Genomic DNA, 15,868 nt, shown 5'->3' with positions numbered 1-15,868 from the left:
GGGTCATGGCCGACACCGTGACCCAACTTCTCCTCGAACGCGCCGACGACGATCACATCGCGATCACCTACCAGGGCCAACAGCGGACCTGGCGCGAGCACCTCGATGACGCACGCCGGATGGCGTCGGTCGTCCTCGCCGCCGCCGACCCGCGGCGGCCCATGCACATCGGCACCCTGCTCGGCAACACCCCGACCATGCTCACCGCCATCGCTGCGGGCGCGCTCGGCGGGTACGTGACCGCGGGCATCAACAACACCCGCCGGGGCGAGGCCCTGGCCGGCGACATCCTCCGGGCCGATTGTCAGATCCTGCTCACCGACGCCGAACACCGCGGCCTGCTCGACGGCCTCGAGCTTCCCGGGGTGACGGTGTTCGACACGTCCGGCCCCGAGTGGGCATCGCTGCTCGCCGACGCCGGCGAGCTGGTTCCGTATTCCGAGCCGGGGCCGATGGACCCGTTCATGTTGATCTTCACCTCCGGCACCAGCGGCAATCCCAAGCCGGTTCGGCTCGCGCACATGCTGATCCCGTTCGCCGGACCGCCACTGGTGGAGAAGTTCGGGATCACCGCCGACGACGTCTGCTACCTGTCGATGCCGCTGTTCCATTCCGCGGCGCTGCTGGGCGGTTACTGTGTCGCCGCGGCGAGCGGCGCGTCCATCGTGCCCGCCCGATTCTCCGCGTCGACCTTCCTCGACGACATCCGCCGGCACGGCGCTACGTACATGAACTACGTCGGCAAACCCCTCGCCTACATCCTCGCGACGCCGGAACAGCCCGATGACACCGACAACCCGCTGCGTGCCGCCTTCGGCAACGAGGCCACCGACCACGACATCGAAGACTTCGCGCGACGCTTCGACTGCAAGGTGTGGGACGGCTACGGATCCAGCGAATTGGCGATCATCGTCACCCGCGAACCCGGCACCCCGACCGGTTCGATCGGCAAGGGCTTTCCCGGTGTCGCCGTGTACAACCCGGCCACCGTCACCGAATGCGCCATCGCCGAGTTCGACGAGAACGGTGCCCTGACCAATGCGGACGAGGCCGTCGGTGAACTCGTGAACACCTCCGGCGCGGGGCTTTTCAGCGGCTACTACAACGACGAGGCCACCACGGCCGACCGCCTGCGCGAGGGCATGTACTGGTCGGGCGATCTCGCCTACCGCGACGCCGACGACTGGATCTACCTCGCCGGACGCTCCGGGGACTGGATGCGGGTCGACGGTGAGAACATGACCGCCGGCCCCATCGAACGTATCCTGCAACGCATTCCGGGCGTCAACCAGGTGGCCGTCTATCCGGTTCCCGACGATCAGGTGGGCGACGCGGTGATGGCTGCGATCGTCCTCGACGACGACGCGACCCTCTCCCCGGACGGGTTCGCCACCGCCCTCGCCGATCAACCCGACCTCTCCCCCAAGGCGTGGCCCGGTTTCGTGCGGATCGCCGAGTCCCTGCCGACCACCGCCACCAACAAGATCGTCAAGCGGACCCTCAAGGCCGAGGGCGCCACCGCGGGCGACGGTGTGCTGTGGGTCCGGGAGCCGCGCACCCGGACCTATCGCGTCGTCACGCAGGTCCCGGCGTGACGTCTCCGGACACCCTGACCGAACTCGGCTATTACGCACTGTCGCGGCATCCGGTCCGTCCGCCGGAACTCGTCGATGAGGCACGTCACGCCGAAACCATCGGCCTCGGAACGGCATTCGTGTCCGAACGGTTCAACGTCAAGGACGCCGCGGTGCTCTCCGGCGCGCTCGCCGCCACCATCCGATTGGGCATCGCCACCGCCGCCACCAATCACACGACGCGGCACCCGATCGTCACCGCGACGATGGGTGCCACGTTGGCCGAACTCTCCGATCATCGGTTCGCGCTCGGCCTCGGACGCGGGATCACCGCCCAGTGGCAGATTCTCGGGCTGCCGGTGATCACCGGCGCCGGGATCGAGGACATGATCTCGATCCTGCGGCGACTGTGGAACGGCGAGATGATCATCGGGCACGACGGCCCGGCAGGCACCTATCCGCTTCTCTCCCTGGGGGTTTCGGTCCAGCCGCCACCTCCGGTGATGGTGGTGACGATGTCACCGAGAACGCTGGAACTCGCCGGACGCATCGCCGATGGCGTTGTGCTGCACACCTTTCTCGACGCCGAGGCGACGCGCGCTGCTGTCGCCCGCGTCCGCGACAGTGCGCAGCGCGCCGGGCGCGATCCGGCGTCGGTGCGGATCTGGTCGGTCCTCGCCACGGTTCCCGATCACCTCGAGGAGACCGACCGCACGCGCCGACTGTATGGGCGTCTCGCCACCTACCTGCAGGGTTACCCCGACGTGCTGATGGCCGCGAACCGGTGGAGCACCGACGATCTCGCGCGGATTCGCGCCACGTCGGCGTTCAGCGGAGCACGCGGTCCCCTCGACGCGACGGCCACCACGGCGGAACTCGACGAACTCGCCGCAGCCATACCGGCCGGGTGGGTCGCCGACTGTGCCACCGGCTCGGCGGACGAGTGCGCGCGGACCGTCGCCGCCCAGTTCGATCTGGGTGTGGACTCAGTGATCCTGCATGGTGTGGCACCGACGGAGGTCACCGAGATCGTCGGGGCCTACCGGGGCCTGGGGGTTCGACCGTCGGCGGCGTTGCCCGTCAATCCGGGACGGGTGGTGGCCGCGTGAGCGTCGCCATCATTCCCATCTCGCCGGATCAGCTCACCCCGGATGTCCTCACCGCGCTGCTCGTCGAGGCGGGTCATCACGCCGACGTGCGGGGCGTGACCTACACCGCGGTGGGTACCGGGCAGATGGCCGGGTCGTATCGCCTGCGGCTGGACCTGGCTGCCGGTGACGTGCCGACGACGATGATCGCGAAGCTGGCGACCGGTGACCTGCCGCAACGTCAGTTCGCCTCCGGCGCATTCCGCAACGAGGTGGACTTCTACTCAGATTTCGCGGCGCGGCTGCATGTTCCGCTACCCGAGTGCTACGCGTCGGCCATCTCGGCGGACGGCAGCGAATTCGTCCTGCTGTTGCAGGACATGGGCGAGGCCGTCCAGGGTGATCAGATCGCCGGCTGCACACCGGAACAGGCACGGTCCGTCGCCGTCGCCGCGGCCGGTCTGCACGCACCGACCTGGGACGATCCCGCACTGCTGCAACGCTTTCCGCTGCCGACCGCCGATGACCGGGAGTTGATGGAATCAGTCCTGGCCCCGATGACCGACGTGTTCCGCGAACGGTTCACGCCGGACGCCGCGGAATCGGTGGTCCTCGACTGGCTCGTCGCCACCGCCGGTGACTGGCTGATCGCCGAGCGCAGCCACACCGCACTGATCCACGGCGACATGCGGATCGACAACGTCCTGTTCGGTTCCGACGGTGCGGTCACCGTCATCGACTGGCAGACCATCACCACCGGTTCGCCGATGCGCGACCTCGCCTTCCTGCTGGCCTCGAGCCTCGAGGTGGACGACCGACGCCGCCATGAACGCGGCATCGTCGAGGCCTATCGTCAGGCGCTGCTCGCCGCGGGCGTCGACGGGTACTCCGCGGAGCAGTGTTGGGATGACTACGTCACCGATCTCCTGCAGGCGCCGCTGATCGTGGTGTTCGGTGCCGGGGCGGCGACGCCCACCGAACGCGGTGACGCCATGTTCGCGACGATGCTGCGTCGCGCCACGGTGGCGATCACCGATCACTCGCCGGACCTGATGCCATGAGTTCCGGGGTGACGACGGTATTCGGCGCCAACGGTTTTCTGGGTTCCCGCGTGGTCCGCCGGCTCCTCGACTCGGGGCGAGATGTCCGGGTGATGGTGCGGCCCACCTCCGACACCCGTAATCTCGACGACCTCGACGTCGAGCGGGTCGTCGGTGAGCTCGGCGACCAGGACGCGGTCGGGCGTGCCCTCGCCGGTGCCGAGGCCGCCATCTACTGCGCGGTGGACACCCGGGCGTGGATTCGTGATCCGAAGCCGTTGTGGCACAGCAATGTCGAAGTACTGGATGGCGTTCTCGACGTGGCGGCCCGGGCCGACCTGCATCGATTCGTCTACACCTCGAGCATGTGCACGATCGGCCGGGTCCGCGGGCGTTGCGCCACCCCCGACGATGCCTTCAACTGGGAGTCACACGCCAATACCTATGTCCGCTCGCGGGTCGCGGGTGAGCGCGTCGCATTGGCGGCGACGGATCGTGGCGTGCCGGTGGTGGCGATGTGCGTGTCGAACACCTACGGCGCGGGCGATCACAAGCCGACGCCGCACGGTGCCTTCGTCGCCGGAGCCGCACTCGGCAAACTCCCGTTCGGCGTGCGGGGGATGCGAGCGGAGACCGTCGGCGTCGACGACGCAGCCGATGCCCTCGTACGCGCGTCGCAGAAGGGCACGATCGGCAGGCGCTACATCGTCAGCGGCGAGTTCCTCGACCTCGGTGACATCATCGCGATGGCCGCCGACGAGGCGGGCGTGGCACCCCCGCGACCGACACTCCCTCGCCCGGCGATGTATGCCCTCGGCGCCGCCGGCGACCTCCGCTCACGGATCACCCGTGCCCAGCAACAGCTTTCGGTCGACACCGTGCGGTTGATGCACGTCATGTCGCCGATGGATCACTCGGCCACGACCAGCGATCTGGACTGGCACCCGCGTCCCGTCGAGGAGTCCGTCCGCGCCGCGGCCAGGTATTGGGTTCAGCGGAGACGATCCCGATAGCGGGTCAGGGTGACGCGATTCGTACGCCTGTGCGAACATGGACGTCATGGCATCACGACGACAGACCGGCCTGAGCACCGAGGACCTGGAATCCTTGTCGGCGGGACTCGCCGCGGGCAAGCGGGTCACCGTCTACCTTCGTGACCCCATGCCGTCCCTGAATCTCGCTGCCGGTGTATCGGCGCGCGTGATCTCCATCGATGGGTCCACCGTGATCATCAGCCCGAAGGGTGTCGAGGATCAGTTGCCGTTCGACGCCGACGAACTGCTCAAGACCCGACCCACAGCGGGCGCGGCGACGTCAACGCCTCGACGATCCACACCCCGGCCGGAGCCTATTGCCGAACCGGCCCCGCGGGAGACAGTCCGGCGGCAGACACCAGCGCCGGTGCCGGCACCTGCACCTGCACCTGCACCTGCACCGAAGCCCACCGCGGCGAAAGCCCCGCGGCGACCCAAGGCCCCATCCGGAGCGGTCACCGTCACCGTGACGTCGGCGAGCGACACGACCTGGACGGTGTCGGTGTCTCACGGAAGCAAGAAGCAGGGCAGGCCAACGGAAGTGCCCGCGGAGCGGGTGGCGAAAGCAATGCGCGAACTCGGAGATCCCACGGCGATCACCGCCGTCGACGGCGTGATCGAATCGGCGCGCGCTGCGGCACGACAGCGCATCGACGACCTCAGCCGCGAACTCGAGTCCGCACGAGCAGTGCTGGCACACCTCGACGGTCAGGCCCCGTCGGCCGACTAGTCGTCACCTTCGCCGGCCGAACCCTCACCCTTCCGCCGGTCGACGAGCAAGGAGCCCCGGGGCCTTGCGTTGAGCCCCGTCGAAACGACGAGCCTCGAGACCACGCAACACGGAGCTGGAAACCGATTGCAACGCAATATCACCCATCCCACCGCCACGCTGCCCACCCGCCGGTCGATCCGCCCCACTCCGCCGGTCGAGCCGACCGGAGCGCCAGCGGAGGTCGTGTCGAGACCACGCAACCCGATGCTGGAAACCGATTGCAGCGCAGCACTACCCGAGGGTAGCCGCCTACCGCGGATAGGTGGTGATGGTTTCCCCGGTCACCGGGTCGCGCCAGATGACCGCCCGATCCGACAGCATGGTGGGGATCAACAACCCCATGTGCTTCCTTTGGTGGTCCGGGGTGCACAACGGCATCAGGTTGAATTCCACGGTCCAGCCACCGGTGATCGGATCCTGGTGCACAAATTTCACCAGGTGATCGATCTGGCATTCACTGGCCGGGCGTCCGCAATGCGGGTACCGGCAGGTGCCATCCAACTCGATGATCTTCTCCCGCAACCACGCCGGGATCCGATACGTGAGTGCACCCGGTGGTGGGAGGAGATGTCCGCCGTGTCCGGTGGGGTCGATCGGTGGCGCGGGGAACGGATCGTCGAGGCGTCGCCACGCTGCGGGTATTCGGTCGAGTGAGGTGGCGGTGCTGATGGTGGGTATGTCCAGGGTGGGAAACTCGCTGACGGTGACCAGCTGTCCCGAACTGATCAAGGCTCGGGCATGGGAGTCGTCCACCACGCCGAAGTACTCCAACCGGGCTTCCCGCTGCCCGGACGGATCGGTGATCAACGACAGCGACAACTGCGAATCGCTGTCACAGTCTTCGTCGTCGTCGGTGATGGTCTCAGGATCAACGGTCACGTCTGCGTCGTCAGCGCCCGACTGGGGATCGTCGGTCGTCTCGGGATCGGTGATCTCATCAGGCTCAACATGATCGGCGTCCGCATCGACATCGCCAGATAGATCAGTCGCGTCGTCGTCAACATCGATGTCGAGGTCGAGTTCGGTCAGACCACAGGGTTCTTCCGGCAACGGGATCGCCCGCGAGCAGTCGGCTCGCCCGCACTCACACGACAGGTCTGCACCGGGCAGTCCTTGGATTTCGGCGAATGCCGCGACCTGTACCTGACCCTGTCGACGCGGATCACGTGGGCAGATCCGCTCGCTGATCATCTTCGCGATCCGCGCCGCCAGATGGGCACCCATCTCGCCCGGTGCATACACCGAGATGCTGCAGTGCCCGTTGGTATCCGACGCACCCGCACGTTCTGATCACGTGCGGCGGCTTCCTCGCGACGGTCGGCGGCACCGTCAGGATCCAGCGCGATCACCATCTCGACGACCTGATCCCGCAATGTCTTATCCGCCTGATTACGTTCGGCCAGTTGCAGCGCACGGGTTTCGGCGAAGGCCCGCACATCGTCGTCGGACAGCACGACGATCTCGTTGGCGATGATGCGGATACGTTCCAGGCAGTGGTCGCCGGCCAGAAATGCGGCGGTCACCGTCGGGAGCGTTGACAGCAGGAAACTCAGCGTCATCCACGCGGCGGCTTGCGGCACCGATACTCCCAGCGCGGTCGATACCTTGCCGGTGGCAGCTTTGTCGACGGCACCGGTGGTGTGCACATTGGTCTGATGGCCCGAGAGCAGCATCTCGTCGTATACGGTGTGCCCGATCCGCGCCGCCGACAACACCTTCCGAGCGATCACTTGTCGTTCCTGGCGTTGCAACGATCGGGCCAGGGCGGTGGCCGCCTCGACGGGGAGGTGATCGATCATGGCCGCGTCGTCGGCGGTCATCGACAACTCTGGTGCGGCCGTCTTGGCGCCAATGATTTTGTCGGCCATGATGTTCACCTCCTCTGCTCGGTCGGATCAACTGAACTGAGTCAAGTGTAGCGAGGGGGTCTGACAGAAATGATCGGCGCGGAAGCGGTTGGGGGTGAACGCGGTCAGCGTCGGGAGATCTGTGTTCGGTTGGCGGTGTTCTGGTTTCGCTGTCGGCTTGCGGAGGTCTCGACGCGCCACGGGCTCGCAAGCTCGCCCGAGGCGGCTCGACCAACGGGAAGGAGCGGCTCGACCAACGGAAAGACGGATCGGCCAGCGGGGGTTACGTGCGCTCGACCAGCGGGAGGGGCGGACCGGATCGAGCAGCCCGCCCGCCGGTCGAGCCGTCGCGAGCCCCCCAGTGCGAGCGGCGAGTCGAGACCTCCGCAGCTTGCGCTGGGAGTTGGCGACAGACGCTACATCACCACCGGGGCTAGCTAAAGCTGCAGCAGCGCAGCGAGTTCCGCCTTGATCGTGTCGATGCGCTGTGCTGCGGCTACGCGCGGGATGTCGCCGGCCTCGTCGACGGGCAGGATCACCTCGACGTAGCACTTGAGTTTCGGTTCGGTGCCCGACGGGCGGATGATGACGCGGTCGTCGGCTGCCGTTCGGTACAGCAGCCCGTCCGTCGGCGGCAATCCCGCGTCGCCCAGCGCCAGGTCTGTGTACTGCACCACGGGCGAACCGGCCAGCGACGCAATGCCGTTCGCCCTCAGTCGCGTCATGGCGTCGCCGATCAGCGTCACATCTGCGACGCGGATGCTGAGCTGACCGGTGGCGTGCAACCCGTACATCCGGGCCAGGTGATCGAGTTGATTCTCGAGTGTCTTTCCTTCTGCGGCAAGCTCTTCGATGAGTGTCACGACGCGGACGGCGGCACCGATCCCGTCCTTGTCACGAACCGCCTTCGGGTCGGTGCAGTAGCCGATGGCCTCCTCGTAGCCGAACCGGAGACCGGGGGTGCGCGCGATCCACTTGAATCCGGTGAGGGTCTGCGCCCACCGCAGTCCATGGGCGTCGGCGATACGACCGAGCAACCGGCTCGAGACGATCGAACAGGCCAACACGTCCCCGGACCGCGACGAATCCTCGGCGGCCTGCTCCCCCAGCAGCGCACCGAGCTCATCACCGGTGAGCTGCCGCCAACTCCCGTCGCGTTGCGGGATGGCCACCGAGCATCGGTCGGCGTCCGGGTCGAGGGCGATCACCACGTCGGCGGCCACCTTGACGGCCAGCGCGAGCGCCAGGTCCAGCGCACCGGGCTCCTCCGGGTTGGGGAACGCCACGGTCGGGAAGGCCGGGTCCGGTTCGGACTGCGCCGGCACGGGATGGGCGTCGGTGATGCCGGCGTGATCGAAGACGCGCATCAGTGTGGCACCGCCGACACCGTGCATGGCCGTCGTCACCACGCGCACCGACGACGGTTCCGTCGAGCGCCGGGCCATGGCGTTGACAATGACGTAGAAGTCCACCACGTTCGCTTCGAGGTGAACGATTCCCTCGGTGCTGCGTGGCACCTCATCGGCGGGTGGTGCCACAGTGATGCGCGCGGCGATCTCCGCGTCCGCGGGCGGCACGATCTGCACCCCGGCTCCGTCGGCGTCCGTGGCACGCCCTCCCAGGTACACCTTGTAACCGTTGTCGCCCGGTGGATTGTGCGATGCGGTGATCATGATCCCGGCGTCGGCGCCCGCCCCGCGTACGGTGAATGCCGTCACCGGGGTCGGCAGTCGTTTCGGCAATGCAAGTGCCCGCAACCCCGCCCCCGAGAGCACCTCCAGCGCCGCATCCATGAACTCCGAAGAGCCGTCGCGGGCATCGCAACCCACCACCACGGTGATGTCGTCACCCACCGTGTCCAGCAGGTAGCGCGCCAACCCGGCGGTCGCCCGGATCACCACGGCGACGTTCATCCGGGACTCACCGGCCCCCACCGCAGCACGGAGACCGGCGGTACCGAACTCCAATGGCCCCTCGAAACGTGACGTCAGGTCTGCCAACGCGGCATCGTCGCCGGCCTGCGCGGACGTGATCAGGGTGGTCAGTTCCTTGCGGGTGGCCGCATCCGGGTCGTGCTCGACCCATTCCCGGGCCCGATCGATCAGCGCGCTCATTGCATGGATTGTTCCACGGTGACGCGCCGCCTCGGATCCGGCCGTCATCCCTGTGGAGAGATCGCCTCCGACGCCAGCAACTCGGCCAACTCGGCCATGCTGTACGGCTCGGTCTCCGTGTGGTCACGGTAGGCGATGAAGGTCGGCTGCTGCGGATCGTAGCGGCCGATGAAACCGCCGGACGCGGTGAAGATCTGCCCGGTGATTCCCTCGGCGGCCGGACTGGCGAGGAAGGTGTAGAGCGGCGCAACATATTCCGGCGGAGCCGGGTCGAGGGCCGCATCACGCGTGAAATCGTCGAGGATGCCCCGATCGTGCAGACTCTCGATGTGACGGACGTAGTCATCACCGCTGGACAGCCGCGACTTCGCGCCCGGCATCACCACATTGATCCGCACCCCGAGCGGTTGCAGGTCGCCCGCGGCGGCCAGCGCCAGAGCGTTCACCCCGCCTTTGGCCGCCGGGTAGCCGCTGCCACCGAAGGTCCCCAGCGACGCGGCCGATCCGGTGAGCACGATCGACCCCGAATGTTGCTCGGCGAACACCTTTCCCGAGGCCTGACAGATGTGGAAGGCACTCATCAGGTGGGCGTCGACCTGCTCACGGAACTCGTCGGCGGAGATCGTGAGGACCGTCGAACCGGCGGGTTCGGCGATGCCGGCGCAATTGATGGCGATGTCGAGCGCCCCGAACCCCGACAGTGCCGCGTCGACCATCTTCTCCGCGACACCGGCCTGCCCCGCCGAACCGCACACCCCGACCGCATAGCCACCACCGCCGGTGATCTCGTCGACGGTGGCGGCCACCGCCTCCTCGTCACGTCCGTTGACGACCAGCGACACCCCTCGACCGGCCAGCGCATACGCCACCGCGAGACCGATCCCCCGTGTCGCACCGGCGATCACGGCGACCTGTCCGGCCATGCCCACCCCCGCCATCAGACGCCGCTGGCGACCGGGGTGATCGGAATGGACCGGCCCCGGTCGGTGAACGAGAAGTCGGCCCCGGAACTGAACCGCGCGATCGCCACCTCACCGGATTCCTTCTGCGCGTCACCACCCACGGTGTAGCGCACCCGCAGACCGTCGTCGGTGGTCTCCGCCGCACTGATCGTCCAGTGCGGTTCCACCGCAACACCGATGGCCTGCAACGGCTCACAGTGATCGACGGTGAGCAGCGTGCACCATCCGCCATCGCGCATCGCGGGTGAATCCGACGGGATGTCGACGATGACGTCGTCACCGTCGACCGTCGCGGTGACACCGGTGTACTGCCGGGGACCGAGCACCGGCACCAGGCGGATGACCTCGGCGACGGCCTGGGCATCCGAACCCAGCCGCAACGCCGACCGCAACCGGTCCGCCGACAACCCCGCGATGCCGGTGAACTGTTTGCGGTAGATCTCAGTGACCTGCTCGGCCGATTCGGCGTAGCGCCGCAGACTGATCAGGAAGCCGAGCGCCAGCAGTTGGTGTTGCAGCGCAACCTCTTCGGCAATCCGCACCAGCGCCGAATGCGACCACTCGGCGAACTGCAGGTCCTCCACCAGGGGACCGCGATAGTCGACGTGGCCGGGGCCCGTCTCATCGATGGGGCTCAACTCGACCTGGGCTGCGTTCGTGGTGAACATCGCCTCGGCGTCCACCGGAAGCGGCAACTCCTCGCGATCGGGTTCGATCGTCACGGTCCACGCGCAGTGCGGATTCCGATCGACCGGCCGGCGTGGCGGCCGGTGAATCGGCCGAATCCGGGCACGTCGATTGGTGGCGATCGCGGTGGCGTCGAAGGTGGGGTCCTCGATGTCGTGGCACATCGCGGTGACGTACTCGTCGCCCAGGGGTTCCACATCCATCAGTGCGCCACAGTGGTCGAGGACGAACGATCCGTGGTACTTGTCGGTGATCTCGTACCGGAAGTCCATGAACTGGGGTGGGGCACCGATGTCGAGTTGCAGGCACTTGAACATGTCCTCGACGCCGTCACCGTCGATGCCGAGCGCGGTCCGCATCCGGTGGGTGTAGACGGGACTGGCCGCCATCCATTCCTCGATGGCCACCTTCGTCATCGTCTCGCGTCCGAAGGCACTGATCAGGTGCGCCATGCCGCTGCGGTCGATCAACTGCCCCGACAGCAACAGTTCCGGCACGAGTCCGGCGAGCTCGTCGCCGGTGAGATCTGAATACGAGTGGGCTGATTCGCTCATCTTCAGTGCGCTCGTCTCACCAGAACGGGACCGGGGCCTTGCCGAACGGATACCAGCCCGGCTGATCTCCGGTGGCCTTCTCGATGCGCTTGAGCATGCCGTCGCTCATGGCGTTGTTCTTCAGCATCTCGATGAACAGCGCCGACACGTTGCCGTAGTCGAAGAAGTCACGCTGCCAGGAGAATTGGAAGTTCCCGGCGTAGCGGAACCAGCTGCCCTGAATCCCTTCGAGGGCGTACTGGCTACCGTCGTCGCGGGTGCCCTCGTACACCTGCTTCCACAGGCCGATCATCGATCCGGTCCGATCGTCGATCACCCACTCCTGGTAGGGATACTCCCAGCCCTCGAGACCTTCCATCTCCTGGCCGAGTGCGATCTCCCGGATCTCGTCGCGTCCGACGGCCATGAAGTCCTTGTCCGGCCCGTAGTTCCATCCGTAGGTGGCGTCCTCGGTGTAGAACTCCGCGAGGGGTTTCCAGTCGCCGGCCTTCTCCGCCACGATGTTGGCGTCGAGCCAGCGTTGTTTCATCTCTTCCAGTTCGGCACGATCAAAAGCCATGTTCTCGGTCCTCAATTCTCTCGTTCAGTCGTCTTCGACGATCCGCAAAGCTTGGGTGGGGCAGTACATGACGGCGGCCTCGACCTCGGCACGCTGATCCTCGCCGGGATGCGCATCGAGGATCTCCACGTGATCCATCTGTGCCGCGAAGACCTTCGGGGCCTCCAGCTCACACATCCCGTGCCCCTGGCACAGGTCGAGATCCACCTCGATGCGCATCATCACGCACCTGTTCGGACGCGGCTGCGGTAGCGCACCCGGCAGGGTTGCGCCAACTGCACGACCATCTTGGAGTGGTCGTTGTGGTAGGACTCCGGCGGCTGGGCCATCTCGAACTCGTAGTTCTGGAACAGCACCGAGAAGATCGCCTTCAGCTGCATGATCGCGAATTGTGCTCCCACACAACGGTGCCGGCCCGCACCGAACGGAATCCAGGTCCACCGGTTGACCAGATCCTCCTGACGTGGCTTCTCGTACCGGTCCGGATCGAAGGAGTCCGCGTCCGGGAAGTCCTCGGGAATCCGATTCGAGACGGCGGGACTGACCGCGATCATCTGCCCCTTGGTGACCTCGAACTCCTCGATGTGAAAATCGTTCTGCACCAACCGCATCAAGATGATGAGCGGCGGATGCAACCGCAACGTCTCCTTGAGGGCGTTCTCCAGCTTCGGCATCTGCCGGGTGTGGGCGAAGGTGTACTCGGGGCGTTCACCGGCGGGTGTGTCACCGTAGATCTCGTCGAGTTCGGCGTACACCTGCGCCATGTACTCGGGGTTGCGCAGCAGTTCGATGAGCGTCCACGCGGCGGTGCCCTGCGTGGTGTGGTGCCCGGCGAACATCATCGAGATGAACATGCCGGTGATGGTGTTGGCGTCGAAACCCACCTGGACGAGCACGTCCATCAGGTCCCGATCCTCTTTGTTCTCGGTGGGGTTGGCGATCCGGTCGTTCATCACGCCCTGGATGAACTCGACGAGTTCGGCACGCGCGGCGTCGCGGCGGCGGAAGCTCTCGATGTCGGCGTGCATGTCGACGTAGGCGATCGGGTCGGTGCCCTTCTCCAGGTCGTGGAACAACTCCGACACGTGTTTGGTGAGTTGCTCACGAAACTTCCGCCCGATCAGGCAGGCCGACGACGTGTACAGCGTCAGTTCCCCGAAGAACTCGAGGAGGTCGATCTCGCCGTCCTCGCCCCAGTTCGCGATCATCCGTTCCGCCTCGTTGGGGATGGTGACCGCGTGCTGCTTCATGTGCGCGCCCTTGAGCGCCGAATTGTGGATCGCCTTCGACCGTTCCTCGGGGCTGGCGTCGAAGACGACGCCCTCACCGAACACCGGCGTCATGAAGGGGTAGGCGGCGGCCTGATCGAGATCCTCCTCCGGTGCCCGGAAGAACTCCTCGTTGGCGGCGGCGCCGGAGACGAGGACCACCTCACGGTCGGCGAGCTGGAACTGCCCGACGTCACCGCATTCCTCACGGACCCGCCAGAACAGGCCGATCGGATCGGTGGCGAGTTCATCGAGGTGGCCGTGTTCACCGTCGCCACCGGACACCCGCTTGGGTGTGGTCACCGTGGTCATTGGTCGGGTCCTTCCGATTGTGGGCTGCTGAGTTTGGTCTTGGGCACCGCCCCCTCGGCCTCCACCTCCACCGAGCGCATGTGCGCCCCCCGCGGCATGGTGACCATGGCGGCGACGGCCTGCGCGATGTGCTCGGGGGAAAGGAAATTGCCGTGCCGGGCGAGGCCGTGCTTGATCCAGTCGTTGAGCATGTCCTCGGTGGTCTTCGGGTCGAGGTTCATGCCCATGCCGGTGAGGGTCTGGCCGGGCCGGACGACTCCGGCCCGCACTCCGGTGCCCTCGAGTTCGAGTTGGATGGTCGCCACCAGGCCGTCGATGCCGGACTTGGCCGCGACATACGCCGACGACCATGGCCGCGGGTGGATCGCGACGTCGGATCCGATGAACACGATGTCGCCGCGGGTGCGGTCGATCATGCCGCCGACGACGGCCCGAAAGACGCGGTAGGCCCCGTTGAGGTGGATGTTGATCTGATCGGCGAAGTCCTCGGGGGTAATCTGATGTGACAGCCCGACGGCCAGATCACCTGCGCCGAGCACCGCGATCTCCAGATCCCCCAGTGCTGCTTGCGCTTTGGCGATGCAGTCGAGGACAGCGCCGTCGTCGGTGACGTCGAGCGGTACGGCGACGGCCTCACCGCCGGCAGCGGTGATCTTCTCTGCGAGTTCCTGCAGCTTCTCGACACGGCGTGCGGCCAGGGCCACGGGATATCCTGCGGCGGCGAGCCATTCGGCGGTCGCAGCTCCGATTCCGGAGGACGCACCGGCCACCAGGACCGGACGCCGGGCGGGATGGGGAATGAAGGCCATCAGCGCACCGTCACTTTCACGGGGAGTTCGGCGAATCCGCGGACGTTGACCGAGTGCACGCGGACGGCGTTGTCGATGTCGATGTCGACGGAGGTGATCGAACGGGCCACTGCCGCGAGTCCGATGTTGGCTTCCAGCCGGGCCAGGTGTGCGCCGAGGCAGAAGTGGGTTCCCATACCGAAACTCATCAGAGCCTGGCTGCAGTCCCGGCCGATCTGGTAACTCGCCGCGTCGTCGAAGACGTCCTCGTCGCGATTGGCCGAGCCGACGAGCAGCAGGACCCGTTGTCCCGCGGGGATCGTGTGGTCGCCGTAGGTGACGTCGGCGGCCACCCGCCGCAGCACCATCTGGGTGGAGTTGTCGTACCGCAGGGTCTCCTCGGTCCAGTCCGGGACGAGGTCGACATCACTGATCACCTTGGCGAGTTCGGCCGGATGCCGCCACGCCCAATACAGGGCGTTGGCAAGGAGTTTGGTGGTGGTCTCGTTGCCGGCGACCACCATCAGGACCATGAATCCGACGATCTCGTCCTCGGACAGGCTGGTCTTCTCGCCGGTTTCGTCGTCGTCGATCTCGGCGGTGATGAGCGCGGACACGAGGTCGTCACCGAGGTTGTCACGGCGTTCGGCGATCAGCGCGGTGTAGTACTTGTGCAGTTCGATGTAGGCATAGACCGCGGCCTCGGGGATGTCGAGGACGCCCTCTTCACGGTGGAGTAACAGGTCCGATTGCCGGCGCAGGAAGGCGCGGTCACTTTCGGGTACGCCGAGGAGTTCGGAGACGACGTCCATCGGGAGCAGTCCGGCGAAGTCGGCGACGTAGTCGAATTCGCCCTTCTCCAAGCACTTCTCCCAGTGCGCGTCGGTCAGCGCGGTGATCCGTTCGGACAGGTCGTTGACGCGCCGCGGGGTGAATCCCTTGCTCACCAGCTTCCGGATCCGCATGTGCTTCGGATCGTCCATCGCGAGGAAGGACATGGACTTGTGGGCGTCGGGGCCGTAGGACGAGGGGTCCATCGACACGCCCCACGCGTTGGACAGGTTCACCGCGTCACGAAAGGCGCTGCGCACGTCGCCATGCCGGGCCAGCGCCCAGAAATCCTGGGCCTCGTTGTAGTACACCGGCGCGTCGGCGCGCAGCCGCGCATAGGTGGGATACGGATCTTCGTGGAAGTCATAGGCGTACGGATCGAAAGGGATCCGCTGCTCCATGCCGGCGACGGCGAGGTCGGTCATCGGATGTGCTCCA

Annotated in this window: 15 protein-coding genes; 5 read left to right on the top strand and 10 right to left on the bottom strand. The window is 66.6% G+C overall.

The window, feature by feature from the left end; translation table 11 throughout:
• The first annotated feature begins 5 nt into the window (after nucleotides 1-5).
• From fadD1 to ABLE92_RS21400, 5 genes are read left to right on the top strand one after another with little or no spacing between them, the layout of a single operon-like run.
• Nucleotides 6-1,595, top strand: coding sequence for a fatty-acid--CoA ligase FadD1 (gene fadD1, locus ABLE92_RS21420; protein WP_348806812.1), 1,590 nt, complete (start codon nucleotides 6-8; stop codon nucleotides 1,593-1,595).
• A complete protein-coding gene (locus tag ABLE92_RS21415) occupies nucleotides 1,592-2,683 on the top strand; it encodes a TIGR03857 family LLM class F420-dependent oxidoreductase (protein ID WP_348806811.1) in 1,092 nt (363 codons plus the stop codon). The genes fadD1 and ABLE92_RS21415 overlap by 4 nt, the downstream gene beginning before the upstream one ends.
• Nucleotides 2,680-3,723 carry a phosphotransferase gene (locus ABLE92_RS21410; RefSeq protein ID WP_348806810.1) on the top strand — a complete coding sequence of 348 codons (1,044 nt, stop codon included), beginning with the start codon at nucleotides 2,680-2,682 and terminating at the stop codon, nucleotides 3,721-3,723. Before ABLE92_RS21415 ends, ABLE92_RS21410 begins: the two co-directional genes overlap by 4 nt.
• Nucleotides 3,720-4,715 (top strand): NAD-dependent epimerase/dehydratase family protein, encoded by a 996-nt coding sequence (locus tag ABLE92_RS21405; protein WP_348806809.1) that lies wholly within the window; start codon nucleotides 3,720-3,722, stop codon nucleotides 4,713-4,715. Before ABLE92_RS21410 ends, ABLE92_RS21405 begins: the two co-directional genes overlap by 4 nt.
• Before the next feature lie 46 nt (nucleotides 4,716-4,761).
• Nucleotides 4,762-5,466, top strand: a complete 705-nt coding sequence (locus ABLE92_RS21400) for a DUF6319 family protein (protein WP_496560836.1) — start codon at nucleotides 4,762-4,764, stop codon at nucleotides 5,464-5,466.
• A 291-nt stretch (nucleotides 5,467-5,757) separates the two neighbouring features.
• On the opposite strand, the gene ABLE92_RS21395 is transcribed toward ABLE92_RS21400, so the two are convergent.
• From ABLE92_RS21395 to ABLE92_RS21350, 10 genes are all read right to left on the bottom strand, one after another.
• Entirely contained in the window at nucleotides 5,758-6,732 is a 975-nt protein-coding gene (locus ABLE92_RS21395) for an HNH endonuclease signature motif containing protein (protein WP_348806807.1), read from the bottom strand.
• Complete coding sequence (locus tag ABLE92_RS21390) at nucleotides 6,696-7,376, bottom strand: hypothetical protein (RefSeq protein WP_348806806.1); 681 nt, start codon at nucleotides 7,374-7,376, stop codon at nucleotides 6,696-6,698. The genes ABLE92_RS21395 and ABLE92_RS21390 overlap by 37 nt, the downstream gene beginning before the upstream one ends.
• A gap of 416 nt (nucleotides 7,377-7,792) precedes the next feature.
• Nucleotides 7,793-9,469: a phospho-sugar mutase gene (locus tag ABLE92_RS21385; RefSeq protein ID WP_348806805.1), complete on the bottom strand. Its 1,677-nt coding sequence runs from the start codon at nucleotides 9,467-9,469 to the stop codon at nucleotides 7,793-7,795.
• A 44-nt stretch (nucleotides 9,470-9,513) separates the two neighbouring features.
• Nucleotides 9,514-10,392, bottom strand: a complete 879-nt coding sequence (locus ABLE92_RS21380) for an SDR family NAD(P)-dependent oxidoreductase (RefSeq protein WP_496560835.1) — start codon at nucleotides 10,390-10,392, stop codon at nucleotides 9,514-9,516.
• Between the two features lie 14 nt (nucleotides 10,393-10,406).
• On the bottom strand, nucleotides 10,407-11,672 hold the full coding sequence (locus tag ABLE92_RS21375; RefSeq protein ID WP_348806803.1) for a hypothetical protein: 1,266 nt from the start codon (nucleotides 11,670-11,672) through the stop codon (nucleotides 10,407-10,409).
• A gap of 16 nt (nucleotides 11,673-11,688) precedes the next feature.
• Nucleotides 11,689-12,231 carry a Cif family virulence factor gene (locus ABLE92_RS21370; RefSeq protein ID WP_348806802.1) on the bottom strand — a complete coding sequence of 181 codons (543 nt, stop codon included), beginning with the start codon at nucleotides 12,229-12,231 and terminating at the stop codon, nucleotides 11,689-11,691.
• Nucleotides 12,232-12,255: 24 nt separating this feature from the next.
• Nucleotides 12,256-12,450: a ferredoxin gene (locus ABLE92_RS21365; RefSeq protein ID WP_348806829.1), complete on the bottom strand. Its 195-nt coding sequence runs from the start codon at nucleotides 12,448-12,450 to the stop codon at nucleotides 12,256-12,258.
• Between the two features lie 2 nt (nucleotides 12,451-12,452).
• On the bottom strand, nucleotides 12,453-13,811 hold the full coding sequence (locus ABLE92_RS21360) for a cytochrome P450 (RefSeq protein WP_348806801.1): 1,359 nt from the start codon (nucleotides 13,809-13,811) through the stop codon (nucleotides 12,453-12,455).
• A complete protein-coding gene (locus tag ABLE92_RS21355; RefSeq protein ID WP_348806800.1) occupies nucleotides 13,808-14,620 on the bottom strand; it encodes an SDR family oxidoreductase in 813 nt (270 codons plus the stop codon). Before ABLE92_RS21355 ends, ABLE92_RS21360 begins: the two co-directional genes overlap by 4 nt.
• On the bottom strand, nucleotides 14,620-15,855 hold the full coding sequence (locus ABLE92_RS21350; RefSeq protein ID WP_348806799.1) for a cytochrome P450: 1,236 nt from the start codon (nucleotides 15,853-15,855) through the stop codon (nucleotides 14,620-14,622). Before ABLE92_RS21350 ends, ABLE92_RS21355 begins: the two co-directional genes overlap by 1 nt.
• Nucleotides 15,856-15,868: the final 13 nt, after the last annotated feature.

The sequence above is a fragment of the Gordonia oleivorans genome, from assembly GCF_040044975.1.
Classification (GTDB): Bacteria; Actinomycetota; Actinomycetes; order Mycobacteriales; family Mycobacteriaceae; genus Gordonia; species Gordonia oleivorans.
Note: the sequence above shows the minus strand (reverse complement) of the source record. Positions and strands in the feature narration are given on the sequence as shown.